This window comes from Variovorax durovernensis, assembly GCF_977011995.1.
Window position 1 is genome coordinate 46,116 of sequence record NZ_CDRNCW010000002.1, and the last position, 26,167, is coordinate 72,282.

Consider the following 26,167-nt stretch of genomic DNA (forward strand, 5'->3'; position numbering starts at 1 on the left):
ATGCGTACCGTTTCCTTGCCTCCATGGACCTGGCTGCTGGCGGTGCTGGTCATCGCCTTCGGCGTGGTGCCTTTCGTCGCGTCCGGCTATGTGTTCGACGCGCTGTTGATTCCGTTCCTGGCGCTGTCGCTCGCGGCTGTAGGCCTCAACCTGCTGACCGGCTACGCGGGCCAGCTGTCGCTGGGCACCGCGGCCTTCATGGCGGTGGGCGCCTTCGCCGCCTACAACTTCAACCTGCGCGTGGAGGGGCTGCCGCTGCTCGTGAGCATCGGCCTCGCGGGGCTGGCCGCCACGGCCGTCGGCCTGGTGTTCGGCCTGCCGAGCCTGCGGCTGCGCGGTTTCTACCTTGCGGTGTCGACGCTGGCCGCGCAGTTCTTCGTGCAATGGGCGCTCACCAAGTTCGGCTGGTTCAGCAACGACAGCGCTTCCGGCGTGATCGATGCGCCGGCGCTCGAAGTGGCGGGCATCGTGTTCGACACGCCGGTGGGCCGCTACATCTTCTCGCTGAGCATCGTCACGGTGCTCACGCTGCTGGCATGGCGCCTCGTGCGCACGCAGGCCGGCCACCACTTCATCGCGGTGCGCGACAACGAGCTGGCTGCGCGCGTCATCGGAGTGCCGGTGCTGCGCACCAAGCTGCTGGCCTTTGCTGCGTCTTCGTTCATCGTCGGCGTCGCGGGCGTGCTGTGGGGCTTCGTTTACCTGCGCACGGTGGAGCCGGCGGGCTTCAACCTCGACCGCTCGTTCCAGATCCTGTTCATCGTGATCATCGGCGGCTTGGCGACCATCCGCGGCGCGTTCTTCGGCGCGGCGCTGATCGTGGTGTTCCCGCTGCTGCTCTCGCGCGCGGGCAGTTTCCTGTTCGGCGGGCACTTCGACTCGGGCGTGCTCGACATGAGCCAGCGCATCGTGCTGGGCGCCTTGATCATTTTCTTCCTGGCCGTGGAGCCACGGGGGCTGGTCGCCCTCTGGGACCGCGCGCGCAGGCGGTTCTCGCCGGCCTGAGCCCGGAACACTTTTCCTTTCCCCATCGCATCCCGAGAGTCTTCATCACCATGTCCTTCATCAAGCACCTGAAAACCGCGGCCCTGGCCGTCACCCTGGCCGCAAGCGGCCTGCAGCTGGCGCATGCCGATGCCAACGAACAGTTCTTCCCGCTGCAGAGCTACCGCGTCGGCCCCTACGCGGCCGGCGGCACCGGCTTCTTCGGCGGCTTCATCGACTATCTCAACCTCGTCAACACGCGCGACGGCGGCGTGGGCGGCGTCAAGCTGACCTGGGAGGAGGGCGAGACGCAGTACGAGGTGGAACGCGGCGTGGAGGTGTACGAGCGCCTCAAGCAGCGCCCCGGCATCGCGACCTGGAACCCGCTGTCGGTCGGCATCGCCTATGCGCTGATCGACCGCGTGACGGCCGACAAGGTGCCGCTGCTCACCATCAACCACGGGCGCACCGACACCACCGACGGGCGCGTGTTCAAGTACATCTTTCCGCTGCTGCTCAATCCGTACAGCGAAACCTCGGGCATCGTGAACTACATCGCGGGCAAGGAAGGCGGCGCCGACAAGCTCAAGGGCAAGAAGATCGTGGTGCTGTACCACGGCTCGCCCTACGGCAAGGAGACCATCCCGATCTATGAACTGCTGGCCAGGAAGTACGGCTTCACGCTGCAGCAGATCGAGGTGCCGCACCCGGGCAACGAGCAGCAGTCGCAGTGGCTCGCCATCCGCCGCGCGAAGCCCGACTACGTGGTGCTGCGCGGCTGGGGCGTGATGAACCCGGTGGCACTCAAGACCGCGCAGAAGACGGGCTTTCCGGTCGATCACATCGTGGGCAACGTCTGGTCGAACTCCGAGGAAGACGTGATCCCCGCGGGCGACGCAGCCAAGGGCTACGTGGCCATCACCACCGTGGCAGCGGGCGCGCAGTACCCGGTGCTGCAGGAGATCACCAAGACCGTGTACGGCGCGGGCAAGGGCAACCTGCAGGATCCGAAGCGCATCGGCAGCGTCTATCACAACCTGGGCGTGCTCAACGGCATCCTGAACGTGGAGGCCATCCGCATCGCGCAGGCCAGGTTCGGCAAGCGCACGCTCACCGGCGACGAAGTCCGCTGGGGCCTGGAGAACCTGAAGATCGACGAGGCGCGCGCCGCCGCGCTGGGCGCCAAGGGCCTGTTCCATTCGATCAACGTCACCTGGGACAACCACGAGGGCGACGGCCGCGTGGCCTTCCAGCAGTGGGACGGCAGCAAGTGGAACGTGGTCTCGGACTGGATCGCACCGGACTGGAAACTGCTGCGCCCGATCATCGAGAAGTCTTCGCTGGCCTATGCCAAGGAAAAGAACCTCAAGGTGCGCAAGAGCATCGACGACTGAGCCCCACGCACATTCCTGAAAGGCAAACCGATGTCCGCTGTTCTCCAACCCTCCGCATCCGCACCGGCCGCAGCCAATGACCCGGTGCCCGGCCTGCCGCTGTCCGACACGCCCGCACATGTGATCCGCGACGACGCCGAGGCCATCGCCGTGGCGCATGCGATCGCCGCGAAGCTGCTCGTGGGCGCCTCCGAGCGCGACCGCCTGCGGCGCTGGCCGGTCGAGGAGATCGACGCCTACTCGCAAAGCGGCCTCTGGGCCATCAACGTGCCCCGGGCCTTCGGCGGTGCCGAGGTGTCGTATGCCACGCTGGCCGAGGTGATCGCGATCATCTCGGCGGCCGATCCGTCGCTCGGGCAGATCACGCAGAACCACCTGGGCTTCGTCGCCGCGGTACGCACGGTGTCGGATGCGGCGCAGCAGAAGCTGTTCTTCGCCGACTTCCTGCGCGGCGTGCGTTGGGGCAATGCATTCTCCGAATCGGGCTCCAAGCGCGCGGCCGACTTCGAGACGCGCTTCACCGACGCGGGCGACCACGTGGTGGTGACCGGCAAGAAGTTCTATTCCACCGGCGCGCTGCTCGCGCACTACGTGCCCATCGTGGCCAACGACGAGCAGGGCAACACCTGGTACGTGGTTGCCGAGCGCAACGCGCCGGGCCTCACGGTGATCGACGACTGGTCCGCCTTCGGCCAGCGCACCACGCTCAGCGGCACGGTGCTCATCGACCACGTAAAGGTGCCGAAGACGCACCTGATTCCGGCGTACAAGGGCTATGACGCGCCCTCGGCCGACGGCGCGATCTTCCAGATCATCCAGGCAGCGGTTGACGTGGGCATTGCGCGCGGCACCATCGCGGAGACGGTCGATTTCATCCGCACCAAGACGCGGCCGTGGATCGACAGCCAGCGCGACCATGCATGGGAAGACCCGTACTCGATCCAGGCGGTCGGCGACCTGCAGATCCGCCTGCATGCCAGCGAGGCCCTGCTGGAGCGCGCCGGGCGCGCCATCGACCGCGCGGTGGCGGCTCCCGATGCCGACAGCGTGGCGGCGGCACAGGTCGCGACTGCGGAGGCCAAGGTGCTGTCCACGGAGATCGCGATCCTTGCGACCAACAAGCTGTTCGAGCTTGCAGGCACCCGCTCCACGCTGGGCCAGTACAACCTCGACCGGCACTGGCGCAATGCGCGCACGCACACGCTGCACGATCCGGTGCGCTGGAAGTACGCGATCGTGGGGAACTACTTCCTCAACGGCGTGAAGCCGCCGTTCCATGCCTGGAGCTGAAGTGGACGCCGCCCTGTTGCGCATCGAGGCTGTCGAAGCGGCGTACCAGCGCTCCATCGTGGCGCTGCACGGCGTGAGCCTGTCGGTGCGCCCGGGCGAGATCCATGCGCTGCTGGGTGCCAACGGGGCGGGCAAGTCGACGACGCTGAAGGCGGTGTCGAACCTGCTGCCGGCCGAGCGCGGACAGGTCACCGCCGGGCGCATCGTGTTCGACGGGCACGACGTGGGCCGCACCGCCACGGCCGACCTCGTTCGGCTGGGCCTGGTGCAGGTGCTCGAAGGCCGCCACTGCTTCCGCTCGCTCACGGTGGAGGAGAACCTGCTGACCGGCGCGCTCGGGCGCAGCGCACGGCGCGCCGAAGCCGCCGACGACCTGGCGCGCGTCTACGAGATCTTTCCGCGCCTGAAGGCGAAGCGCCGCGTGCTCGCCGGACTGAGCTCCGGCGGCGAACAGCAGATGACCGCCATCGGCCGCGCGCTGATGTCGAGGCCCCGGCTGCTGGTGCTCGACGAGCCGTCGATGGGGTTGGCGCCGCTCGTGGTGCGCGACATCTTCGAGCAGCTGCGCAGGCTCAACCGCGAGCAGGGCCTGTCGATCCTGGTGGCCGAGCAGAACTCGACCGTGGCGCTGCAGTACGCCGATCGCGCCACCGTGCTCGACGCGGGGCTGGCCGTGCTCGACGGCGAGGCGCAGGCCTTGCGCCGGCGAGCCGACATCCAGTCCTTCTATTTCGGCGATGGCGTGGCGGGCAACGACGCCGTGGCCGAGGCCGCTGCCTGAGGCAATTCGTCTCTTTTCAACAGCGGAGTCCGTCGAGCCAGCGCTCGAGTATTCGTCCTGGCAGGGCAGGGCAGGGCAGGGCAGGGCAGGGCAGCGCTGGGCAAAGCTGGGGCAAGGCCTGCAAGGTCATCCGCGCCGATGCCCACGATCAGTCTCCTGCCCGCGGCACGCTGCTACAGTTCCTCAGGCTGCAGCCAGGACACCAACAGGCCGCACCCGCCCTCCGACAGCAGAGCCTGAATTCGTGAGCCATGCATCGCAAACCGCATCTGCCCCAAAAACTCTGCCTGTGCTGCGGCCGGCCCTTTGCCTGGCGTAAAAAGTGGGCCGAGGTGTGGGACGAAGTCAAGTACTGCTCCGAGCGCTGCCGCCGCAACCGCGCCAGCCCGCAACCGCAGGGAACGCGGCCATGAGCACGGCAGTTGGCTGGTTTCGCAACGACCTGCGCTTGCACGATCAACCGGCGCATGAACTCGCCGCCACTGGCCATCTGAGCAACCGACTGCGCCAGCGGCTCGCAAGCTGCGCGATTCGCCAGAAAGCCTGCCAACGCCTGTGGGGCACCGCATGAACGGTCCCATCCATACCATGCGCCTGGTGCTGGGCGACCAGCTCAACGCCGGTCACAGCTGGTTCGCCCAACAAGACCCGCAGGTGGTCTACGTGCTGATGGAGGTGCGCCAGGAAACCGACTACGTGCTTCACCATGCCCAGAAAATCCTGGCCATATTTGCCGCCATGCGCGACTTCGCGCACCAGCTGCGCGCCGCCGGGCACCGCGTGCGCTATGTGGCGCTGGACGACGCGAGCAACCGGCAGTCCATTCCTGCCAACCTGGCGGCGCTGGCCGCGCACTACGGTGCCCGGAAGGTCCAGTGGCAACAACCCGACGAATGGCGGCTGGATGCGCAATTGCTGGAATGGGCCGCTACACAGCCCCAGGCCTGGGAAGTGGTCGACAGCGAGCATTTCCTGACACAGCGCGGCGAGCTCGGAGCGCTGATGCGCGGCCGCAAGCAATGGCTCATGGAGCACTTCTACCGCCATATGCGGCGTCGCTGGCAGGTGCTGCTGGATGCTGGCGGCGAACCCGAAGGCGGGCAATGGAACTTTGACCACGACAACCGCAAGCGCTGGCCCGGCACGCCGCCCGAGCCTGCCGATTGGCGCCCCCAGCACGACCACAGCGTCCTGTGGGACACGGTTCAACGCGCGGGTGTCGCGAGTTTTGGCGACCCGCAGGCCACTGTCCTGCGCTGGCCCCTGAACCGCGGCGAAGCCCTGGCCTGCCTGGACGCCTTCATAGCCACGGCACTGCCGCATTTCGGGGAATACGAGGACGCTCTCGCCAGCAGCGCACCGCGCCTGTTTCATTCGCTGCTGTCGTTCGCACTGAACGTGAAGATGCTGCATCCGCTGGAAGTGGTGCGGCGCGCCGAGAGCGCCTGGCGCGCTGGCCAGGCGCCGTTGGCGGCCGTGGAGGGGTTCGTGCGCCAGATTCTGGGTTGGCGCGAATACGTGCGCGGCATCTACTGGGCACACATGCCGGGGTACGAGGAGCACAACGCACTGGCGCATCGCGCACCGCTGCCGCAGTGGTTCTGGAGCGGCGACACGCGCATGCGCTGCCTGCACCTGGCCATTACCCAGTCGCTGCAGACCGCCCATGCCCACCATATCCAGCGGCTGATGGTGATCGGCAATTTCGCGCTGCTCGCCGGATTGGAGCCGCAGGCGCTCCACCGCTGGTACCTGGGCATCTACATCGACGCCTTCGAGTGGGTGGAGCTGCCCAACACGCTGGGCATGAGCCAGCGCGCCGATGGCGGCCTGATCGCCACCAAGCCCTATGTGAGCAGCGCCGCCTACTTGCAGCGCATGGGCGACTACTGCAAGGGTTGCGCTTACGACCCGGCCCAGAAAACCGGCGAACGTGCCTGCCCCTTCAACGCGCTGTACTGGGACTTTTTTGAGCGCCACGCCCCCACGCTGGAAGGCAACCCGCGCCTTGCCCTCGTCTACCGCCAACTGCAAAAGATGCCCGACACGCAGCGCGAGGCCTTGCGCACGCAGGCTGGACACCTGCGCGAGCGGCTGGATGCGTTGTAGCTACCGAACGATGTACATCCTGTCTACCGGGGTGGCTCATTGAGCGGCCGGCAGACTTCCAGCACCAGCCCGCGTAGCCACCGATGCGCAGGATCCCGGTCAAGACGCGGATGCCACATCTGCGAGACGGTGATCTGCTGCGTGGGCACCGGCAGCGGGAACGAGCACAGCGTGCCCCGCGTCCTCAGGTGTTCAAAGTACGAAGACGGTATCAATGCAACCAGTTCGGTCTCGGCCGCGATCGACAGGGCTGTGCTGAAGCTGGGTACCACGACCACGGTATTGCGCACCAGGCCCATCGCTGCAAGCGCGTTATCCACCGGTCCCTCGGTCCGGCCGTGGCGCGAAGTGACCACGTGGTCGCAGGCGGCGTAGCGCTCGGCAGTGATCCCGGGTTCGGCGAGCAGAGGGTGGCCTTGGCGCACTACCGCGACGAATCGGTCGCGAAAGAGCGCCTGCACGCGTACCTCCGGGCCCGAGTCGCCGAGAACGCCGACATCCAGATCGAGCAGCCCCTCGCGTAGCGGGCGAACGTCCTTGTCGGGCTTGGGCGCGAAGCGCAGGCGAACGCCGGGCGCTTCGTGTGCGGCGCGAGCCACCAACCGATGCGCGAAGGCCTCGATGAAGCCGTCGTTGGCCCGTATGGTGAACAAGTGCTGGAGCGTGCGGGGGTCCATGCTCGCGCCGGCGGTCTGAAGCACCGCGCGCGACTCCTGCACCAGGTCCATGACGCGGTCGCGAAGTGCCAACGCATGCGGCGTGAGCACCATTGCGCGACCCGCACGTACGAGGAGTTGGTCCCCGGTCGATTCCCGCAACCTGGCGAGTGCGCGGCTCATTGCCGACTCGCTCAGGCCCAGGCGCTCGGCGGCTTTCGCGACGCTGCCCTCGGAAAGAAGTGCGTTCAACGCAAACAGCAGGTTCAGGTCGGCTTCTGTCGGCATGCCCGAACCTAGCACGGCTGCGAGGATTTCGACAGGCGCCCCATGCAGGGACAAGTTGCGCGCCGCGCGCTGTGCAAGCCGTGCGTGCAGTCCTAAGCTGGCCTGGCGCAATAGAGCGTGACTCTTCCAATTGTCCAATCATGTTGTCATCCACGCTTCGACCGAACCCTTCCCCCACCATCGCCCGCGCCGTCGAAGGCCGGGAGGCGAACGACCTGAACGCAGTGCACGACGCCGATGGGCTGCCTCTGCCGCGGCGCTACGCAGCCGTCGCCGCGATCCTGGGCGCGGGTGTGCTGGTGGTGCTCGATGGCGCAATCGCCAACATCGCGCTGCCAGGCATTGCGCAGCAATTGCAGGCGACACCCGCCGATGCCGTCTGGATCATCACGGCCTACCAGCTGGCCGTGGTCATGTTCCTGTTGCCGGCTTCCGCCGTCGGCGAGAGGTTCGGATATCGGCGGGTCTTTGCCGGTGGTGTGGCGCTGTTCACCGTGGCGTCGGTGTTGTGCGCGGTAGCCCCGTCGTTGCCCTGGCTCGTGGCCGCGAGGTGCCTCCAGGGCCTGGGCAGTGCGGCCGTGATGCCCCTTGGGCTGGCGCTCTTGCGCTTCACCTATCCGCGTCGATTGCTGGCGCGCTCGATCGCCTGGAATGCACTCGCAGTCGCGGCCGCTTCCGCATCGGGGCCCACCCTGGGCGCTTTCATACTCTCCGCGGCAAGCTGGCCTTGGCTCTTTGCCGTGAATCTGCCGATCGGCCTCCTCGTGCTCGTAGCCTGCGCGGGGTTGCCGAGCCCGCCGCGCTCGGTGCGCCGCATCGACGTGTGGAGCATTGCGCTCAACGCGTTCATGTTCGCCTCTTTCGTGCTGGGGAGTGACCGGCTGGTGGTGCATCCGTTGCACGGCGGCGCGTTGCTCGCCATGTCGGCCCTTTGCATGGTCCTGCTGGTACGGCGCGAGATGCCAAAGGCGGCGCCGTTGGTTCCGTTCGACCTGCTGCGCGTGCATTCCTTTCGGATCTCGGTTATTGCCTCCGTATGCTGCTTTACAGGCCAGATGGCCAGCCTTGTGGCGCTGCCGTTCTATATCCAGCACGAGTTGGGCCTGAGCGCGGTGACCGCCGGCCTCTTGATGACCCCGTGGCCCTTGGCGGTGATGCTGGCCGCACCGCTGTCGGCACGCCTGGCCCAACGCGTGCCGAGTGCATGGCTGTGCGCGGCCGGAAGCGCGTGCTTCGCGAGCGGCCTGGCCCTGTGTGCCCTGTGGCCGCTGCACGCAGACCCGGTTCTGCCGATCGCCGTGTTCACGGGCCTCGCCGGCCTGGGCTTCGGCTTCTTTCAGACACCGAACAACCAGAACATGCTGCTCTCGGCACCCAAGGAACGCAGCGGCGCGGCCGGTGGCGCGCAAGGCACTGCCCGACTCACGGGGTTGACACTTGGCAGCCTCTTGATGAGTTTGATGTTCGGGCTGCTGCCGTCTCACAGCGCAGTGCACTGGGGCCTGGCGATGGCGGCTTTGGCTGCGTTGACGGGGAGTGTGGCGAGCTTGCTCAGAAGCCCCGCAAGGGGCTCGCACCAAGTATCAAGACGGCCACTCGTGGCCGTAGAGCCAATTCAGTTGGATAAGGCCGCGGTGGCCGACGAGTAACGAGCACTCGATGAGTCAAATGTCCGACGGTTGGCATGACCAATCAGACAGAGCCGCGGACAAAGCCGAAACTGGCCTACAGATGGATGCCTCCGCCGCGTACGCCGCGAGCTTCAGAAACAGCTAGCGTGAGTGGGGTTCAAAACCATCAAACACAAGACAAGGACCTGTGATGAAGACCTCGTTTGCTCTACTCGCGGCGACTACCGCCGTCGCATTTCTCACCATGGCCGGCGCCGCAGACGCAAAGGGCTGCATCAAGGGGGCCGTGGTGGGCGGCGTGGGCGGGCACGTCGCAGGGCATCACGGCCTGCTCGGCGCCGCTGGCGGCTGCGTGGTTGGGCGGCATATGGCCAACAAGAAGGAAAAAGAAGCCGAAGCGGCGGCGGCTGCTCAGAGGGCCTCGGCAGACTCATCGCCCAATACGCACGTCAAGCAGTAGGCGACGGGCAGCATTCCGTCAATGCCTGCTCGGGCATAAGCCCTCCGGCAGTTCTACGCCGCCTGCTTGACGACATCAGCCTGGGAAGGTGGCCAGCATGTCGTCACGGGTGTAGGGGCGCTCCCGGTTCGCCAGCTTTGCGGCAATAACCTCGAGAGCGTCTTGAGTCGGCGCTGGGCGCCCTTGTGAAGCCCCTGCAAGCAGAATGACAACAGCAACCAATGGCCATCGCCTGCCTTGAGCGGGCGAAATTGGCCGGCTGTGCCACCACAAAAAGCCGGCGCTGACGATGGTGCCCAGCACGGCACCCGCGACAACTTCCGAATTCGAGTGCACTTCCAGTGCCAGGCGCGAGATGCCAATGCTGATGGCCACGCACCAGCCCAGCGCTGCGGCGAGCAGCCGCCTACGTCGCGCCATGTGCGGCATAGCCATCCACAACAGCACAGGCCACACGCTGGTCGCCAATGCAGTATGACCACTGAAGCCGGTGAAATTGAGCTTTGCGCTGCCGATGCCCCAGCCCATGAAGGCGAGCTTCGACAGCATGACGATGAGACCGCAGGCACCGAACATCAGAACCCAGTGCAGGGCAGCCGTGCGCGAGCCTTTGTCAAGGAAGAGCCACAACGCGATGAGCAGCCCGGCAGGCAAGAGAAAGCCGCTGTCGCCCAATGAGGTGAAGGCCTGCCAGAAACTGTGCATGTGGCTAGGGGCGAGGTGTGAGTGGGAGAGAGCGGGAATTTCCCACCCTATTTAGCCCCAGTGCTGGCTCTGGATGGGCGCGATACAAGGGACTACGACAACTTCGCCCAGCTCATTCGCTCCCGAGACCGTCACGTTCCCGTTGCGGCCAGTTGCTCCAAGGTCTTGCCAGCCTCCAGTGCTTCCTTCAGCCATCGGGGCTTGGGGCCGAAGCCGGACCACGTGTTTCCAGCCCCATCGCGATACGCCGTAGCGATGCGCTTTTTCGTAGGCACGGCCTTGGCCTTCTTGGGTGCCTTCTCTGCTTTCGCCGGCGCAGACCCGCCTTGCGAGGCGAAGTCCTCGAGTGACTTGCCAGCAGCCAGCGCTGCCTTCAACCATTGCGGGCGTGGGCCGCGGCCGCCCCAGCTATTGCCAAGGCCGTCCGAGTACGCCGGGGCACCGGTAGCGCCCGCATTTCGCGCGTTGGCCTTTACCTTGCGCGGCGTGTCGCCATAGCCGAGTTGCTTTGCCGTCAAGCCGTAGTGGGCAATTGCCTCTTTGATGCGGGCAACGACGCCCTCGACCTCTTGAGCTCGAAGTTCGTCGGCTTGTCGTTGCAGTGCCTCGATCTGCTTCTGAATTTGTGCGTAGCTTTTCTGAGCCATGGGTATACCTAATTTATGTGAGTCCAGGGCGCGACTTTAATCCTATTTGCAAGTGGGCCTGTTATTCGACCGTGAGATGGATTCCGAATGCGATACCGCGCATTCGAAGTACAACGTCTGTCTGTTTGACTTTGAATGAGAAGTGCAACGGCGAAGAAACGCTCTCGAAGGTCTTTTCCGAGTGGCTGTTTGGATTCGCCGCATCGCTCCTGAAAGCGTTCCATATCTACAACCACAAAGCTAAACCACGATTTCAGCGCTGCGCTACGGACGTTTGCGTTCTCTCTCTGTGGCGAGCGGGACCTGTCTTTGAACTGCGTGAAATCCGTTCGTAAGACATCGACAATGTTCGCGCCAACGATCTCGATCTCGATCTCGATCTCGTAAGCATTTCCATGTCATGGTGAAACGCGATTACCTGACACGGCCGCTTCTGGCCGACAAATCGTCGTCCATTTACTTCCGCATCCGGCCGCGCTTGAAGCGAAAGAACATGCCGAGCCGCGAGCATCGCGAGGATGCCTCCCGGAATCAGATTTCCAACGATCGCAGCCAATGCCGCTCCCGAGATCAACCCGACGGAGATTGCACCGTCAATGAAGTGAAGTACTGCGTCCAGCTTTGCACCGGGATAGAGCTTGGCCAGTTGAGGATTTCAATGTCGGGTTGTAGCCAGGACTCCAATAAGGCTGTCCTTGAGCGGCAAGTGCTATCGCTGCCGTGAAGGCGCCACACCCTGATCTCGATGATCGAAGCAAATCTGCCATGCCAGCCCAAAGCAATCCTGGCACGACCGGCTTGAGACTGCCTTGCGACCCACGCACTCTCTGCGGGCAAAAGATCGGCGTCGTGGATGTCGTCGTTCATCGAGCTGAATCGTTGGTAGGCAGGGCCACGTCGGATGTCCGCTCACAGCGATATTGGCCGTCGGCACTCTGCGACCCTATCGATGCACCGCACTATGCGCTCGCAGTACCCTGTCTTTTTCCTGCACAGGCAGAAAGAAGACGCCTGGCTTGAGGCTGGAAAAATCCGAGCCCTCCAAGAGCAGCAATCTCGGGGTTGCATCGTTCTGGTGGGCGGACCGGATCTGCTCGAGGCTGTAGTGCATGAGCGGATCGAGTGGTACGAGCAATTTCTTTGGAACTCGTTTGGCGTTCGTAATCAGGGTCTCGTCGACGGCTACGTGAAGACGGATGACATTGTTCAAACCGGGCCCCGTACGCGCCTGACCATCCACGATGGGAAGGCCACTTCCGTCGACCATGTCAACGCCGACGACGTGACCGACGAGTACATGGTCGGCTTGCGCAACCATCTCGGCGAGGGACATTTGCAGCGGAAGACTTGCGAGTACGACCAAAGGGGTCGTTGCCGCCAGCGACAAGAGAAGGCGACCTATCAATCGTCCGACCACTTCACTACCTCCATGAGCATGTGATTCCTTCGGGTGCGTGCCGGCCACGGCAATGACCGCTGCTGCTGCCCGACTGTAGCCGGACAGGTTTTCTGCGCAAAGGGCGTACTTCCATTCAGAAATTGGCTGGTGGAGTTCGATGCCATCAACGTGGCCGGGGCGCGATTCAACTTCCATCTTCAGGGTCTACGGCAAAAGCGAAACCGAGATCGTCTTGGGCGAGGACGACAAGCACCTTGATTTCAGACTGTCATTACTCCATACCCCTGCCTTGTCTCCAACGCTCGGTGGCCAACTGACCATCTCAACGGTCGTCCACTGCCACAACCTCTTGGGCCAAGCCTATATTCCGAATCAAGTCTTCCGGATTGACCGAGCCACCGTAGGACAGCGGTGCAGGGCCTTTGGCGGCGTTGCGGGCAAGATCATTGAATTTCATCGGGTCGAATCCTCGCCGCCAGCGCATCAAGCATCTTGGCGAGTCCAGTATCCGTTGAGCTGTAGGGATAGTCGAAGTAGTCGATTTGCAGCCACTGTGCTTCCTGGCCTGGATGAACGTACTTCTCAAAATCGTCCACCAACAGCACTTGGTGTGGACGCGCGCCAGGGACAAATTGAAGGTCTTTTGTCTCCCCGTGCCAAGTGATGTACTCCACATCCGCAAACCACTCGGGTGCGACTCTTTCGTCCACGAGCAAGCGCGCGATCTTTCTGAAGCGTTCTTCCTTGACGGTGGTGAACATGACGATGCGGGGAAAAAGCTCGGCGCAACGAGTCAGGAACTCGGCCAAGCCCGGCCGCGGTATCTGGCTCATGGCGTTCGAGATCAAGGTGCCTTCGAGGTCGAGGGCAAGGACGTAGTTATTCATGAATCACCCTGGATCAACTGCGGGAAAGTCCCGTCCTGCCTGGGGCCGGCTGGTCGGCGGTAGTCAATTCGCATCCTCGGAACGGGCACGCGGTGCGCTGCAGGCCGCACAGTAGTTCGCGGCCGGCGTTCGAAGCGGTTTCCCGCATTCAGAGCACGGCGGCCCATAGAGGCTCAGGCGATGGTGGTAAAGAGCAAGAGGATGGCCTTCTTTGAAGGTAATAGTCCGACGAAGGCCGTCCTTGCCTGATGCGCGAGCCGCGGGAAGCATCTGGCCCGAATCCCAGACCCGCTTGGAGGTATGTGTTAACCCCCTCGACCCCAAGGCCCTGCTCGGCAAGAGCACCGTTCAGCCGGCGGACTGCAAGCGCAGCACCTCTTGCTTGAGAAGTTCGATGAAGGATGCCTTCAGTTCAGCGCTTGCGTGCGCGGTCAGTTGCAAAGGCACGCCCGCATCGTTGAGCACCTCGTCTCCCTTCTCCGAAAGCCGCAGCGAGCGCGCATCCAGCCTGTCGAGCGCGAGTCGCACCGGCGCTTCCATCAGGTCCCGGCTGTGAATGGCCTTCGTGGTCAGAGTGATCCCGTAGGGGCCGCCGAACAACGGAAAGTCGACCAGCGCCAGTTGCAATGTCTCGTCTGCGGGAATCTGGAATTTGCCGGCAACCTTGTCGAGTTTTTTGGCTACCTTGGCGTTTGCCGGGTCGAGCAAGGTGCCGCCGGCGGCGTGGTCGGCAATGAGGCCGCTCAATGTCCACATGCGTTGCGGTGCCTGCCGCTGGCTCGCGTGCTGCGCGTGGTGGGTCACGACAGTCTTCACGGCGGCTTCGAGCAGCACGTCGATGCGGTTCGACAGGGTCGCCTCGGGGCGGTCAGCCAAGGCGGTCCAATCTTTCCAGGCCTTGTATCGGCCAAGCAGCATCGACACAAAGGCGCCTGCGTCTTCGCGGCGCGCGGGCAGGGCGTGGCCCTGGGCCAGCGGGGGCGCGGCGGACAGGACGGTGAAGTCGTCCTGCACGTACATCGCCTGGTCGGTCAGCAACAGGCCTTGCGCCGTGCGCCGGCCGCTGAGCCGGTTCATGGCGTGGTAGCCGACGAACAACAGCGGTATCTCGTCGCCGACCCAGGGTTTGGGGCCGTACATCTGCTCGACCGCTTGCGCGAACACCTGGGCCGCGTCCTCGTGATCGGGGTGGTCCGTTTGGTCGGGCAGGAACAGGAACGCCGAGATGTCTGCATTGGACGGCCTGCGCACTTCCAGCGCGATGGCGGCGCGCAACGCGTCGCCATGGCACGCATGTTCGGCAGGCAGCGCCGCCAGATGGTCGGCGAACGATGAATAGACGAATGGCATGTTCTAGCTCTCCTTGAAACGGTCGATGAAAAAGCGATCTGATAACAACCTCCGCGCGCCCGGGCCGGCTGGCGCCGGAGCCGCCTACGGGCTTTTCGCCTTGGGCGGCAGGCAGCGCAAGGCATCTTCGCTTCGGCCCGCGCCCAACGCCGCGGCACGTTCCGCGCGCAGGCAGGTCATGAGCGTGTCGTTCTTGCGCGACCAAAGCCCCTTGTCCTGGCATCGCATGGCGCGGGTGGCGAGCAGCGCGACCGCATCGCTGTCGTCGACCTCCAGCCAGTTGGACTCGTGCACGAATTCTTCGGCGCTCTCGCAGCTGTCGCGCGTCACGGCGCCGGTGAACTCGTAGGCCAGCACCGGATCGGGCGTGACGGCAGGCACGCGCAAGCGATCGTTGCTGACGGCCGCGACCACGGCGGGCGCGGCATGGTTGCCGAGCATGCGGTTCATCACGCCCGACAGCATGGCGGTGACCAGCAGCAGCACGAAGAAGCCACCGATCAGAGTGCTCACCGTCTTTTTGCGCGTGCCGAAGTACCGCTCCTTTCGCTCGTCCTGTCGCGCCCACCGGGGCGCGAGCCTGGCCTGTACCGCTTGCCAAGCCTTCAGATGAGCGTGGCCCTGCGTGCCAAGGTGCAGCGCAAACCAGTCGGGAAAGTCGCCGGCCATGTCGGCAAGCACCTCCGCAAAGCGGCGCGTCTGTTCTGCGTCGGGTGATGCCACGTGCGTGACCGTGTTCAGCGCCTTGCGCTGCAGGTCCAGGGCCGATGGTTTTTGCGCTTGCCATTGCAGGCCCTGGTTGATCACACGCGAGATCCAGTGCACGGCGTCGTTGCTCGCGAAAGGCCGGGCATTTCGATCGGTCCAGTGGAAGCGGGCGGCGGCAGTGTCGAACAAAACGGCACGGCCGGTGGGGTCGGTGTGCAACAGATCGGCGATGCTGGCCTCCAACTGTGCGTGGCTGTCCAGGTGCAGCAGCCGCGGGTCGGCCAGGGCCGCTTCGAGCACCGCCATGACGCTCGCGGGCGGTGCGTCGCGCAACTGGTCGGTCCAATGGCGCAGCGCCTTGCGGGCTTCGTCCGGGCCTGTCGTGACGACCGTGGGCGGGCCGGGTGGCGATGCAAGGGGTGGGGGCGCATTCATTCGACGGGGATCGGCATGCGGCGCTGAGGGCTCGGCGTTGTCGGGCGTGTCTGGCGCGCCTTGATCGTCGTGGTCGCCGTGATCGCCCTCGTGGTCTTGCTCTATCTCCTCGTCTTGCTCCTCGTCTTCATCGTCCGTCTCTTCCGCACGCGCCGCCCAGGCCAGCGCTTGCTCATAGGCCTGGCGCAGCCGCTCGAACGCCTCGCGCTCGCTGGCCTGGTCGATGGCTTTCAGCGCCACGGCGTAGGCGCGCTTGATGGTCTTGACGTCGCGGGCCGGCGCAATGCCGAGCCGCTCGAAGGCGGCGCTCAACGACATGGCCGCGCTCAAAACACGAAGTCCGGGTCGAAGTGGCTGTCGCGCTCAAAGAAGCCCACGGCCTTGCGCAGCCGTTCGCGCGCCGCGCGAATCTGCCGCTCGTCCTGCGATTCGAGCGTGAGTTCGAAGCGAGAGATTTCGTCGCCCAGCCGTTCGCGTGCATCGCCGCGCAATTGCTGGAACACGCGTTCGGCCTGCGCCACCAGCGCGCGGTTCTCGGCTTTGTCGCGCGGGTGAATCTTGAGGTCGGCCAGTTGCTGCATGCGCGCTGCGATCTCCATGTCGCTCAGCACGCCGCTGTTGCCCTGTATCACCAGCCGGTGCACTTCGTGCGTGGCCACCACTGTGGCCTCCACCTCCAGCAGGCCGTTCATGTCGTAGGTGAAGCGCGCCTCCACGCTGGCCTGGTCGCGCGGGCCGCCGGGCAGCGGCACCTCGAGCGTGCCCAGCTTGATGTTGTCGCGCACCAGCCGCGCCTCGCCTTGAAAGATTTCCAGGCTCAGCACGCGCTGGCCGTCGCGCACCGGCACGTAGCTTTTCACGCGGCTGGCCGGCACGACGGTGTTGCGCTCGATGATGGGCGAGAAATAGCCGTCCACCTCGCCGCCACCAGGCATTCGGTGCACCGTTTCCACGCCCAGCGTGTACGGGCACACGTCGGTCATCACCACCTCCTTGAGCGCTTGGTCGCGCGCCTTCAGGCCGGCCATGACGGCGGCTCCGAGCGCCACCACCTCGTCGGGGTTGATGTCCATTGCGGGAAAGCGCCCGAACATGCGCGTGACCATCTGTCGCACGATGGGCGAGCGGGTGGCGCCGCCGGCCAGCACCACGTTGTCGATCTCGCCCGCACGAATGCTCGCATCGCGCAGCGCGCGCTCCACCGGGGCACGCAGCCGCGCCAGCAGCGGCTCGCTGATGGCGCGAAAGCGCTCCTGCGTAAGCACGAGCGTGTGTTCGCGGTCTTGCCAATGAAGGGTGAGGGTGGCGCTTTCGCTGTCCGACAGCGCGCGCTTGGCCAGCTCGGCGCGTGCCACCAGCTGTTGCATGAAGCTGCCGTCGGCGCGGGAGGCTTCAGGCAGGCCGGTCTCGGCGAAGAACAGCTGCACGATCGCGTTGACGAAGTCCTCACCACCAAGAAAGTTGTCGCCCGCCGTGGCACGCACCTCCATCACGCCCTCGAACATTTCGAGGATCGACACGTCGAAGGTGCCCCCACCCAGATCGAACACCAAAAATTGCGTGGCGTCTTCGTCCTGGTGCAGCCCGTAAGCCAGCGCGGCGGCGGTGGGCTCGTTCACCAGCCGCTCCACCTGCAGCCCGGCAAGCTGGCCCGCGATGCGCGTGGCCTTGCGCTGGCTGTCGGAGAAGTAGGCGGGCACGGTGATGACGGCTTCGGTCACCGGCTCGCCCAGCATGGCCTCGGCGTCGGCTTTAAGCGAGCGCAGCACCAGCGACGACAGCTCTTCCGCGCGAAAGCTGCGCGTGCCCAGCGGAAAGCTCTTGTCGCTGCCCATGTAGCGCTTGAAGAGCGAGGCCGTCAGCTCCGGGTGCGTTTGCAGCCGGTCGCGTGCGGCTTGGCCGACCAGCACGCTGCCGTCTGCGTCGAGGCTGACGCAAGACGGCGTGAGGTAGGCGCCCAGCGCGTTCACCACCAAGTGGGGGCGGCCGTCTTTCCAGATGGCGGCCAGGCTGTGCGTGGTGCCAAGGTCGATACCGATGATCGTCAAGGGAACTCCTCCGGTGCGCTTCGAATTGGCGCGAGGTCGCCATGATGCCGCATGCACGCAGCGGTCCCGTAGTGCTACGCTACGTCGGGTGCGGGTGTTAGCGAAAGTGGTCATTCAGGGCGACGCTCACGCCGACGAGGTGCCTTGCTCTGCGAATGTCCCGCGGCTTGATGCTTCCCCTGTCGCGCAAGAGCGTGGAGCCCATGGCCGCGCGGGTGCACGTGTCCGCCGTCCCATCCCATGCCCCGTAGCAGCATCACGTGCAGGCGCGGAAGCTCGATCGTCAGTGGCACCAGCAAGCGTCGCCACACCTTCGGAAGCACGTCCTCAAGTTCAACGTACACCAGCCAAGCGTGGAGGTCTTTCTGAGTGGAAGTCGTGCTCATGACGGCACTGTAGCGCCAGCGCAATGCGGTGGATTTCCGCAGTGCGCGCAAGACCTCAGGCCGCCTTGGCCACCGGCGGGTGCCACGCCGCTTGCAGCTGTGGTGCCACAACTCAGGGCAACAACTCGTCGATCCGATTGATCGGATGGTCGGCGATGCGCTCCAGCACATAGCGCAGATATGTCTGCGGATCTATACCGTTGAGCTTGGCCGAGCCGATCAACGCGTACAGCACTGCCGCACTGTTGCCGCCGGCATCGGAGCCGAGATGCAAGAAGTCTTTCCTGCGGATGGCGACCCCACGCAAAGCTCGCTCGGCCGCATTGTTGTGCGCCTCGATCCGGCCGTCGTCCACGAAGCGAGTCAATGCTGTCCAGTGGCTCAGCGAATAGCCAATGGCCAACGCCATTGGCGACTTCGCCGAGAGCTGCGCAAAGGTCGTCTCCAGCCAGACCTTCAGACCTTCAGATCGTCGAGCACCGGGCGTGTGCGCGCCTGCCGAACGCGCATGCGCTCATCGGGCGGCATGCCGCTTATCTCGGCCTCCACCTTGAAGATCTTGCCGATGCGCACCAAGGCCTGGTGCTGGTGGTAGCCACTCTTCCTCGATCCTTTCTATGAGGCACATGCCTTCTGGAGGCAAAAACTGCGCGTTCGACCTCACGAGTATGCGCAATTGGTTACGCCCATTTTTGGCTTGGCGGTTTGGCGTCCTCTGAATGCTTCTGAGACGCCGAGGGTCATGGAAAGCCCGCCTGCTTGCTAGCCGTCCCGATTCGTGGCAAAAGCTGACGTGTTCCTATCCTTATGAGGTAAACCAACCGTGTGTGATCTGAACGACCAGGAAGAACTCAAGAAGTACACCCGCCGCGACTTCGCTACGTGGGCCGCGTCCGCCGGCGTGCTGACCGCGTTGCCCAGCGTGGCCAACGCCGTGGCTGTTGCCGAGCGCGAGGTGACCATCGCCACACCGGATGGCAATTGCGACGCGTACTTTGTCGCACCCACGTCGGGGCCGGCACCCGGCGTGCTGGTGTGGCCCGACGTGTTCGGGCTTCGCCCAGCCTTCAGGCAAATGGGTCGGCGGCTGGCCGAATCGGGCTACAGCGTGCTGGTGGTGAACCCCTTCTACCGGCAGAAGAAAGCGCCCACCGCAGCGCAGGGCGGACAGACGCCGATCGCCGAAGTGATGCCGCTGATGCAGGCCCTGACGCCGGCCACGCATCTGAGCGACGGCAAGGCCTTCGTGGCCTGGCTCGATGCTCAACGCGAAGTGGACAAGGCGCGCAAGCTGGGGACCACCGGCTATTGCATGGGCGGCCCGATCGCGGTGCGCACTGCCACCGTGGCCCCCGGCCGCGTAGGTGCTGTCGGAACCTTCCATGGCGCGGCCATGGTGACCGCTGCGCCCGACAGCCCCCATCGCCTGGTGGCTCAGACGCAGGCGCGCTACCTGATTGCGGTGGCCCAGAACGACGACGCCAAAGATCCCGAAGCCAAGGTCACGCTGCGCGCCGCGTTCGACAGCGCGAAGCTGCAAGCCGAGGTGGAGGTGTACCCGGCAGCCCACGGCTGGTGCCCGCCCGATACGCAGGTCTATGACGCCGCCCAGTCCGAGCGCGCATGGACGCGCCTGCTGGCGACGTTCAGCACGGCACTGGCCTGATCACCTCGACGTGACTACTTCGGCGTGAGCCGATACAAGCCGCCCTCGTGGTCGTCCTCGATCAGCCACAGCGCGCCATCGGGCGCCTGCTCGACGCCGCGCACGCGAAAGCCGACGGTCCAGTGCTCTGCCGGTTTCGCGATCGCACCGTTTACCTCGATCCGGTGCAGGGCACGGCTGACGAGGCCGGTCGCGAACGCTGAGCCCTTCCATTTCGGAAACATCGCGCCGCTGTAGAACATCAGGTTGCCGGGCGCGAGAACAGGCGTCCAGTAGATCGCGGGCTTGGCGAGGTCGGAGCGCGTGTCGGGGCTTGCAATGGGCACGCCGTCGTAGTTCACCGCATAGGAGACGAGCGGCCAACCGTAGTTCTTGCCTGGCTCGATCAGGTTGAGTTCGTCGCCGCCGCGCGGCCCGTGCTCGAGCTCCCAAAGACGGCCATCCGGCGCGAATGCGAGGCCGTAGGGCGTGCGATGCCCCGAGGTCCATGTCTCGGACGGCGTCAGATTGGGGCCATCGAAAACATAGGTGCGCACGACCGGCGCGGTCTTTGCGGCCTCCGTATCTCTTGGCGGATCGATCACCGGCACCGACCGCGCACCGGTTTTCCCCTCCATGGGGTTGCCGGGTGCGGGCTTGCCGTCCAGGGTCAGTCGCAGGATCTTGCCGGCCGGTTGGTTCGGGTCTTGAGCGGGGGTGAAGCGCTGCCGATCGCCGGCCGTGAGGAAGAGAAATTTCTGGTCCGGCGAAAAGGCCACGGCAGCGCCGACCTGGCCTCCCTTGCCCTTGATCGGGTCGCGCCAGACGACCTTCAGGTCCTCCAGCGAGGCGGTGCCGGTGCCGATCCTGAGCGTTGCACGGGCGAGCGCCAGGCTCGAGGTGCCCGCGTCCTGTCCGGGTTCCGAATAGGTCAGGTAGATCGCCCCATCGCTCGCAAAGGACGGGGCCAGGTACACGCCGAGCAGGCCGTTCTGGTTTTGGTACAGCACTGGTGGCACGCCGGTGACTTCGAGCTTCTGCCCGGACTGAGTTGTGAGGTAGAGCTTGCCGCTCTTCTCGGTGACCAGCATGCGCCCGTCCGGCAGGAATGCGATGCGCCATGGCAGATCGAACTGCGCGACCTTCGTGAGCTTGAACGGCGGCGACGGGGTGGGGGGCAGCGTGCCGGCGTTGATCTGCGCAAGCACGGGCGTTGCACCGAGGAGCAACCAAGGGATGAGTCCGGACTTCATGAATTGCATGCTTCGTTCGTCGGTGGGTAGTTCGAAGAGTATCCGGCCACAGTGAAAGCAGTGCCGAGCGCGGGCTATCGCGTGCCGCATGGCGCAGCCGTCCTGCTTGCGTCTACCAGTTCTCGGGTATGGATCGATCCGCGCGAAAAACTCACACTCCGACACGTTTTGAAATTCATTTGATCTGAAAGCTCTTTGATGTCTGCACCAGTCCCACCCGGCGGCATTTGTTCTCAGCCTTCACGTGGTGAGATCACCCGTCAATCCTGGTCGGCTCGCCTGGGTCGGCTCGTGCTCGGCGCAGTGGTCGTCGCTTTGACCGCTTGCGGTGGAGGTGGTGGCGGCGGCGCAGGCTCGATTCCCTTTGCAGTGAGCCCACCGGCACCGGCAACCCCTGCACCAGATGCACCCGTATCTCCGGCTGCCCCTGATGCGACTTACGCCGTGAGCGGCAATGTCAGCGGCTTGCTGGGCTCGGGCCTGGTATTGCAGAACAACGCCGGCGACGACCTTCCCATCGCGGCGAACGGCAACTTCAGTTTCCCCACCCAGCTTGTCAGCGGCGCGGGCTATGCGGTCACGATCAAGAGCCAGTCCAGGATCCTGACCCGGGTCTGCACCGTCAGCAACGGCGCCGGCACCGTTGCGAACGCCGCCATCACCAACGTGGCGGTGAACTGTGCTGCGCCCGCGGCACGCTTTGCCTATGCGCCGAACTACGCTTCCAACAACCTGTTTCCTTACACCGTCGATGCCAGTACCGGCGCGTTGGGCACCGCCGGGCCGATGGTGGGGACAGGCAACGGCCCTATCTCGATTGCAGTGGACCCGGCGGGACGGTTTGCCTATGTCGCGAATCAAAGCGACAACAATGTATGGATCTACAAGGTTGATGCCGGCACCGGCGTGTTGAGCCCGATGGCCGTGCCGACGGCAGACACGGGGACTGCCCCTAGATTCATCACCATCGACCCCACGGGCCGGTTTGCCTATGTGGCGAATTCAGGCTCCGACAATGTGTCGGCCTACAGCATCGATGCGAGCACCGGCGTCTTGAGTCCTATGGCCACGCCGCTGGTGAACGCAGGCGTCGTGCCTTACTCGATCACCGTCGATCCCACGGGCCGGTTTGCCTATGTGGCGAATACAGGCTCCAACGATGTGTCGGCCTACACCATCGATGCGAATACCGGGGCGTTGAGCCCGATGACCACGCCGACTGTCGGCGCAGGAGCTAACCCCAACTCCATCACCGTCGACCCCACGGGCCGGTTTGCCTATGTGGCGAATACAAACTCCAACAACGTGTCGGCCTACAGCATCGATGCGAGCACCGGCGCCTTGAGCCCGATGGCCACACCTACGGTGGACACAGGCGTCGGCCCTCGCTCCATCGCGGTGGACCCCACGGGCCGATTTGCCTATGTGGCGAACCTGGGCGACAACACCGTGTCGGGCTATTCCATCGATGCCAGCACCGGCGCATTGAATCCGATGCCTACGCCAACGGTGCCCGCACTGTCTACTCCCGTCTCCGTCACCGTAGACCCCACAGGCCGGTTTGCCTACGCGACGAACAATGGTTCCAAGGACATATCGGCCTACACCATCGATGCCAGCACCGGCGCATTGAGTCCGATGGCTGTGCCGACGATTGCGACCGGGGGTATCGGCCCGCGATGCCTGGTCTTGTCCAGATAGGCAGCTTCGCCGACTTGTACTTCCAGCCCTGAGCGGGTTCAAGTGGCTGGCGAAGGCCAGTGCGCAGCCAGGAATGGCTTCAGCGAGGCGAGTACCGCGTCGGGCGCTTCCTCCATCATGAGGTGGCCGCAATCGATCTCATCGCCCGTGACGGGGACGCTTTCGGCCGCGGCATCGCGCCAGATGTGCACGGGCGTGCGATCGGCAGGGAAGCGTGCGCGCTCCCACAGCACGTGCACCGGGCAGCGAACGCGTTCGCCGGCGGCGCTGCTGCGCTCGTCGTGTTCCAGGTCGATCGACGCGGCGGCGCGGTAGTCCTCGATCATCGCGTGGCGCACTTCCGCGCGAGAGAACGCGCGAAGGTACTGCGCACGGGCCTCTGGCGTTACGGCGTTGGCGCCGGGGTCGCGCACCATGTGGCGCAGCGTCCAGTCGAGAAAATACGCCGGGTCCGCTGCCAGCAGCCGCTCCGGCAGGTCGAAGGGCTGGGCGAACATGAACCAGTGCCAGCTCTTCATGCCGAAACCCATGTTCGCGCGTTGCCACATGTCGACCGTGGGAATCACCGTGACCGAGCCGAAGGCGGCGACCTGCGCCGGATGGTCCAGGCACATGCGATGCGCGACGCGTGCGCCCCGGTCATGGCCGATGACCGCGAAGCGCTCGAAGCCGAGCGTGCACATCAGCTTCACCTGGTCGGCGGCCACGGCGCGCTTGCTGTGCGCAGTGTGCAGCGTGTCGCCGGGCGGCCCGCTGCTGTCGCCGTAGCCTCGCAGGTCGCTTGCCACCACGGTGTAATGCTGCGCGAGCACGGGCGCGACGCGGTGCCATGCGGCATGTGTCTGGGGGTAGCCGTGGAGCAGCAGCAGTGGCGGGCCCGAGCCGCCGGTCTCGGCGAAGATGCGTGCATCACCGACATCGACCGTGTGTGTGCGGAAGCCTTGAATGAAACCATCGGGCTCGGTGGTCATGCGCGCTCTGCTTTCCCTTATGTGCGGCATCTTTGCCGATCTTGTCGTCGGCTCCTTCGGCGCATGCCCTGACCCTTCACTCGTTCCTCGTCAAGGCGCGTTGCGGCGCAGGAACACATGCGTGGCGCGCTCGCCTGCCACCTGCCGTTCACAGCTGTAGCCCAGGGCAGGCAGGTCCAGGCCGGCGAAAAGCGCCTCGCCCTTGCCCAGCAGCACCGGCCGCACGGCCAGGTGCAGTTCGTCGATCAGCCCCGCCTTCAGGTATTCGCGCACGGTGGCCGCGCCGCCGCCCACACGCACGTCGCGTGTGCCTGCGGCCGCCCGTGCCAATGCCAGTGCCTCGTGGATGCCGCCGGTGACGAAATGGAAGGTGGTACCGCCTTGCATCGTCAGCGGCGCGCGGGCATGGTGGGTAAGCACGAAGACCGGCACGTGATAGGGGGGCTCGTCGCCCCACCAGCCTTTCCAGCTCTCGTCGGGCCAGGGACCGCGCACCGGTCCGAACATGTTTCGCCCCAGGATCCACGCACCCATCTCGGCGAAGCCCTGCTCGGCGATCTCGTTGTCGATGCCGGTCTCGCCGTTGGTCTCGCCCGTGCTGTGCATCTGCTGCCAGACGCGCGTGGGAAAGAACCAGTCCATGAGTTCGGGGCCGCGAACGCCCAGCGGGTGCTCCAGGCTCTGGTCTGGGCCGGCAGCGAAGCCATCGAGCGAAACGCCGAAACTGCGCACGAGCAATCGGGTCATGGAGTCGTCTCCTGAAAGAACGAAGCGGCAGTTTAGCGCTGGAGGTGCCTCGCGGAGATGGCAAAGTCGGGGGAGGAGAAAACGATGGCCGAGATGGCTGCGACGCTTGCCTTCTTCTTCTCATGGATACGCCGCCAAGACCGGTGATTCATGACTCATGGCCGGCTTGGTAGCTTTGGCTCTATTTATGGGATTTGCTTCTGCAGTACGACATGAACTCAACTTCCGTCCGTCAAGCCGTTCTCTCCGATCTGGAAGAGCTCACCACGCTCTTTGACCAGTACCGTCAGTTCCAAGGCCAGGCGAGCTCGGTAGCTGCGGCACGCTCGTTCCTCCGGGAAAGGTTTAACCACGGGGAGTCGGTCGTCTTCATCTGCCACGATGGCGATGCGCCTGTGGGATTTGCTCAACTCTATCCAAGCTTCTCATCCGTTTCGCTCTCTCGGGTCTTCGTGGTCAATGACCTTTTCGTCCATGAATCCGGGCGCCGCAAGGGCGTCGCCTCCCTGCTGCTCCTGGCCATCGAGTCATACGCTTGGGCGTTCGGGTCTGCCCGCGTGACGCTGAACGTCGCGCGGGGCAATACTTCGGCCCAAAAGCTCTACGAGGAGCGGGGCTGGAAGCAGGATGATCAGTTCTTCATGTATCACCGCTTCACTGAAGACTCGCCATGATGGAGAACACCGCTTCAGCCGAGAGGCAACGTGCGATGAGTGAAGAAAGAACCAATGTGATCTTGCGCAAATTGCGCCGCTCCTGCGCTGCAGCGCTTGGAATTCTGGCCGCAGCAACCCTTGCGACATCACCGCAAGCTGCAGAAGATCCTGCGAACCAGATCGCAACACCGAACGCTTCGGTGTACCGGAATATTGCCGGTCGCGATCTTCGAATGTTCGAGTTCCAGCCTGCAGACGTCGCGGGCAGTGCGCGGCCTGCCATCCTTTTGGTACAAGGCGGCGCATGGTCGCGCGGCAGTCCCGAACAGCTCTTCAGATCGGCACGATACTTTTCAGACAAGGGGTTCGTATCCGCGGTGCTCGAGTACAGACTGGCGGATGCAACGAATTCGCCAGTCGAATCGTTCTCAGACGTTTGCTACGCGCTCGCGTTCATGAGAAAGAACGCCGGCAAGCTTGGCATTGCGCCGTCCAGGGTTGCACTCTGGGGAATTTCGTCGAGTGGACAACTCGTGGCATCTGCAGCGACGGTCGGCTGCGATGCCGCAGCGGATAGCTCGGGCAATGGCGGCCCCGACGCATTGCTGCTTGTCTCCCCCGTAGTCGACGCCGTCTCGGACGGGTTGTTTCGTGATCTGATGAAGGGACACGGGAAGCCTTCGTCCTTGTCGCCCATGCACACTTTGACCAGAAGTCTTGTTCCGACGCTCATCATGCAGGGCGACGCCGATAAGACAACGCCAATCGAGCGGAGCAGGGTGTTCTGCGAGCGAGCGCAAGGCTTGGGCAGCCGGTGCGAACTCATAGCTCTTGAAGGACAGGGGCACGTGCTTGACCGGTCAACTCGGGATAGCGTGCTGGACCGCCAGGCCAGGTTTCTGAAAGAGATCTGGCAATGAGGATGATTGAGGCCGACATCTGGTCGATCTGTCACCGCTGGCCGTTGTCCGTAGGGTTGTAGACCACAACACCCGGAATTTCCCGGCTGGCACCTGACCCGTCTCGACCAGATGTT

26 protein-coding genes and 3 pseudogenes are annotated in these 26,167 nt (G+C 64.7%); 14 read left to right on the forward strand and 15 right to left on the reverse strand.

Going from position 1 to position 26,167, the window contains the following annotated elements; all coding sequences use genetic code 11:
- The 7 genes from ACWV14_RS32250 to ACWV14_RS32280 all read left to right on the forward strand — a co-directional run bounded on the left by ACWV14_RS32250 (window position 1) and on the right by ACWV14_RS32280 (window position 6,558).
- Window positions 1-1,005, forward strand: a complete 1,005-nt coding sequence (locus ACWV14_RS32250) for a branched-chain amino acid ABC transporter permease (RefSeq protein ID WP_454907896.1) — start codon at window positions 1-3, stop codon at window positions 1,003-1,005.
- A gap of 50 nt (window positions 1,006-1,055) precedes the next feature.
- Window positions 1,056-2,378, forward strand: a complete 1,323-nt coding sequence (locus ACWV14_RS32255) for an ABC transporter substrate-binding protein (protein WP_454907897.1) — start codon at window positions 1,056-1,058, stop codon at window positions 2,376-2,378.
- 30 nt (window positions 2,379-2,408) lie between these two features.
- Window positions 2,409-3,668 (forward strand): SfnB family sulfur acquisition oxidoreductase, encoded by a 1,260-nt coding sequence (locus tag ACWV14_RS32260; RefSeq protein WP_454907898.1) that lies wholly within the window; start codon window positions 2,409-2,411, stop codon window positions 3,666-3,668.
- Window positions 3,655-4,449 carry an ABC transporter ATP-binding protein gene (locus ACWV14_RS32265; RefSeq protein ID WP_454907899.1) on the forward strand — a complete coding sequence of 265 codons (795 nt, stop codon included), beginning with the start codon at window positions 3,655-3,657 and terminating at the stop codon, window positions 4,447-4,449. Before ACWV14_RS32260 ends, ACWV14_RS32265 begins: the two co-directional genes overlap by 14 nt.
- A 251-nt stretch (window positions 4,450-4,700) precedes the next feature.
- On the forward strand, window positions 4,701-4,862 hold the full coding sequence (locus ACWV14_RS32270; protein WP_454907900.1) for a DUF2256 domain-containing protein: 162 nt from the start codon (window positions 4,701-4,703) through the stop codon (window positions 4,860-4,862).
- Window positions 4,859-5,020 carry a hypothetical protein gene (locus ACWV14_RS32275; protein WP_454907901.1) on the forward strand — a complete coding sequence of 54 codons (162 nt, stop codon included), beginning with the start codon at window positions 4,859-4,861 and terminating at the stop codon, window positions 5,018-5,020. Before ACWV14_RS32270 ends, ACWV14_RS32275 begins: the two co-directional genes overlap by 4 nt.
- A complete protein-coding gene (locus ACWV14_RS32280; RefSeq protein WP_454907902.1) occupies window positions 5,017-6,558 on the forward strand; it encodes a cryptochrome/photolyase family protein in 1,542 nt (513 codons plus the stop codon). Before ACWV14_RS32275 ends, ACWV14_RS32280 begins: the two co-directional genes overlap by 4 nt.
- A gap of 23 nt (window positions 6,559-6,581) precedes the next feature.
- Here ACWV14_RS32280 and ACWV14_RS32285 read toward each other — a convergent pair whose 3' ends face one another.
- A complete protein-coding gene (locus tag ACWV14_RS32285) occupies window positions 6,582-7,502 on the reverse strand; it encodes a LysR family transcriptional regulator (protein WP_454907903.1) in 921 nt (306 codons plus the stop codon).
- A gap of 140 nt (window positions 7,503-7,642) precedes the next feature.
- On the opposite strand from ACWV14_RS32285, the gene ACWV14_RS32290 reads away from it, so the two are divergent.
- Together ACWV14_RS32290 and ACWV14_RS32295 are read left to right on the forward strand one after the other, a co-directional pair.
- Window positions 7,643-9,151 (forward strand): MFS transporter, encoded by a 1,509-nt coding sequence (locus ACWV14_RS32290; RefSeq protein ID WP_454907904.1) that lies wholly within the window; start codon window positions 7,643-7,645, stop codon window positions 9,149-9,151.
- Between the two features lie 172 nt (window positions 9,152-9,323).
- Complete coding sequence (locus ACWV14_RS32295) at window positions 9,324-9,593, forward strand: hypothetical protein (RefSeq protein WP_454907905.1); 270 nt, start codon at window positions 9,324-9,326, stop codon at window positions 9,591-9,593.
- A gap of 75 nt (window positions 9,594-9,668) precedes the next feature.
- Here ACWV14_RS32295 and ACWV14_RS32300 read toward each other — a convergent pair whose 3' ends face one another.
- The 4 genes from ACWV14_RS32300 to ACWV14_RS32315 form a co-directional block, all read right to left on the reverse strand.
- On the reverse strand, window positions 9,669-10,298 hold the full coding sequence (locus tag ACWV14_RS32300; RefSeq protein WP_454907906.1) for a phosphatase PAP2 family protein: 630 nt from the start codon (window positions 10,296-10,298) through the stop codon (window positions 9,669-9,671).
- Between the two features lie 131 nt (window positions 10,299-10,429).
- Window positions 10,430-10,945, reverse strand: coding sequence for an H-NS family nucleoid-associated regulatory protein (locus ACWV14_RS32305; RefSeq protein ID WP_454907907.1), 516 nt, complete (start codon window positions 10,943-10,945; stop codon window positions 10,430-10,432).
- Between the two features lie 570 nt (window positions 10,946-11,515).
- A complete protein-coding gene (locus ACWV14_RS32310) occupies window positions 11,516-11,812 on the reverse strand; it encodes a hypothetical protein (RefSeq protein WP_454907908.1) in 297 nt (98 codons plus the stop codon).
- Between the two features lie 76 nt (window positions 11,813-11,888).
- Window positions 11,889-12,539, reverse strand: a complete 651-nt coding sequence (locus ACWV14_RS32315) for a hypothetical protein (RefSeq protein ID WP_454908833.1) — start codon at window positions 12,537-12,539, stop codon at window positions 11,889-11,891.
- Between ACWV14_RS32315 and ACWV14_RS32320 the strand changes: the two are divergent.
- Window positions 12,502-12,651, forward strand: a pseudogene (locus ACWV14_RS32320) (hypothetical protein); the annotation flags it as partial. The gene ACWV14_RS32315 and the pseudogene ACWV14_RS32320 sit on opposite strands and share 38 nt — an antisense overlap.
- A gap of 15 nt (window positions 12,652-12,666) precedes the next feature.
- Here ACWV14_RS32320 and ACWV14_RS32325 read toward each other — a convergent pair.
- The 7 genes and pseudogenes from ACWV14_RS32325 to ACWV14_RS32355 all read right to left on the reverse strand — a co-directional run.
- Window positions 12,667-12,801, reverse strand: coding sequence for a hypothetical protein (locus ACWV14_RS32325; RefSeq protein WP_454908834.1), 135 nt, complete (start codon window positions 12,799-12,801; stop codon window positions 12,667-12,669).
- Complete coding sequence (locus ACWV14_RS32330) at window positions 12,788-13,231, reverse strand: NIF family HAD-type phosphatase (RefSeq protein WP_454907909.1); 444 nt, start codon at window positions 13,229-13,231, stop codon at window positions 12,788-12,790. Before ACWV14_RS32330 ends, ACWV14_RS32325 begins: the two co-directional genes overlap by 14 nt.
- Window positions 13,232-13,579: 348 nt before the next feature.
- Complete coding sequence (locus ACWV14_RS32335; RefSeq protein WP_454907910.1) at window positions 13,580-14,581, reverse strand: hypothetical protein; 1,002 nt, start codon at window positions 14,579-14,581, stop codon at window positions 13,580-13,582.
- 84 nt (window positions 14,582-14,665) lie between these two features.
- Window positions 14,666-16,042, reverse strand: a complete 1,377-nt coding sequence (locus ACWV14_RS32340; protein WP_454907911.1) for a J domain-containing protein — start codon at window positions 16,040-16,042, stop codon at window positions 14,666-14,668.
- An 8-nt stretch (window positions 16,043-16,050) separates the two neighbouring features.
- Window positions 16,051-17,772, reverse strand: a complete 1,722-nt coding sequence (locus ACWV14_RS32345) for a molecular chaperone HscC (protein ID WP_454907912.1) — start codon at window positions 17,770-17,772, stop codon at window positions 16,051-16,053.
- Window positions 17,773-18,047: 275 nt separating this feature from the next.
- Window positions 18,048-18,329, reverse strand: a pseudogene (locus ACWV14_RS32350) (hypothetical protein); the annotation flags it as partial.
- Window positions 18,271-18,740: pseudogene (locus ACWV14_RS32355) on the reverse strand (IS66 family transposase); the annotation flags it as partial. The pseudogenes ACWV14_RS32350 and ACWV14_RS32355, both read right to left, overlap by 59 nt.
- Before the next feature lie 241 nt (window positions 18,741-18,981).
- Here ACWV14_RS32355 and ACWV14_RS32360 point away from each other — a divergent pair.
- Window positions 18,982-19,824: a dienelactone hydrolase family protein gene (locus tag ACWV14_RS32360; RefSeq protein ID WP_454907913.1), complete on the forward strand. Its 843-nt coding sequence runs from the start codon at window positions 18,982-18,984 to the stop codon at window positions 19,822-19,824.
- A gap of 14 nt (window positions 19,825-19,838) precedes the next feature.
- Here the strand turns inward: ACWV14_RS32360 and ACWV14_RS32365 are convergent, their stop codons facing one another.
- Window positions 19,839-21,065 (reverse strand): PQQ-dependent sugar dehydrogenase, encoded by a 1,227-nt coding sequence (locus ACWV14_RS32365; protein WP_454907914.1) that lies wholly within the window; start codon window positions 21,063-21,065, stop codon window positions 19,839-19,841.
- 435 nt (window positions 21,066-21,500) lie between these two features.
- Here ACWV14_RS32365 and ACWV14_RS32370 point away from each other — a divergent pair, with 435 nt between their 5' ends.
- Window positions 21,501-22,757 carry a lactonase family protein gene (locus ACWV14_RS32370; RefSeq protein WP_454907915.1) on the forward strand — a complete coding sequence of 419 codons (1,257 nt, stop codon included), beginning with the start codon at window positions 21,501-21,503 and terminating at the stop codon, window positions 22,755-22,757.
- A 38-nt stretch (window positions 22,758-22,795) separates the two neighbouring features.
- Here ACWV14_RS32370 and ACWV14_RS32375 read toward each other — a convergent pair whose 3' ends face one another.
- Complete coding sequence (locus ACWV14_RS32375; protein ID WP_454907916.1) at window positions 22,796-23,728, reverse strand: alpha/beta fold hydrolase; 933 nt, start codon at window positions 23,726-23,728, stop codon at window positions 22,796-22,798.
- 90 nt (window positions 23,729-23,818) lie between these two features.
- Window positions 23,819-24,475 (reverse strand): dihydrofolate reductase family protein, encoded by a 657-nt coding sequence (locus tag ACWV14_RS32380; RefSeq protein ID WP_454907917.1) that lies wholly within the window; start codon window positions 24,473-24,475, stop codon window positions 23,819-23,821.
- A 212-nt stretch (window positions 24,476-24,687) separates the two neighbouring features.
- Here ACWV14_RS32380 and ACWV14_RS32385 point away from each other — a divergent pair, with 212 nt between their 5' ends.
- Both ACWV14_RS32385 and ACWV14_RS32390 read left to right on the forward strand, forming a co-directional pair.
- Complete coding sequence (locus ACWV14_RS32385; protein ID WP_454907918.1) at window positions 24,688-25,149, forward strand: N-acetyltransferase family protein; 462 nt, start codon at window positions 24,688-24,690, stop codon at window positions 25,147-25,149.
- Window positions 25,146-26,051, forward strand: a complete 906-nt coding sequence (locus ACWV14_RS32390; RefSeq protein WP_454907919.1) for an alpha/beta hydrolase — start codon at window positions 25,146-25,148, stop codon at window positions 26,049-26,051. Before ACWV14_RS32385 ends, ACWV14_RS32390 begins: the two co-directional genes overlap by 4 nt.
- Window positions 26,052-26,167: the final 116 nt, after the last annotated feature.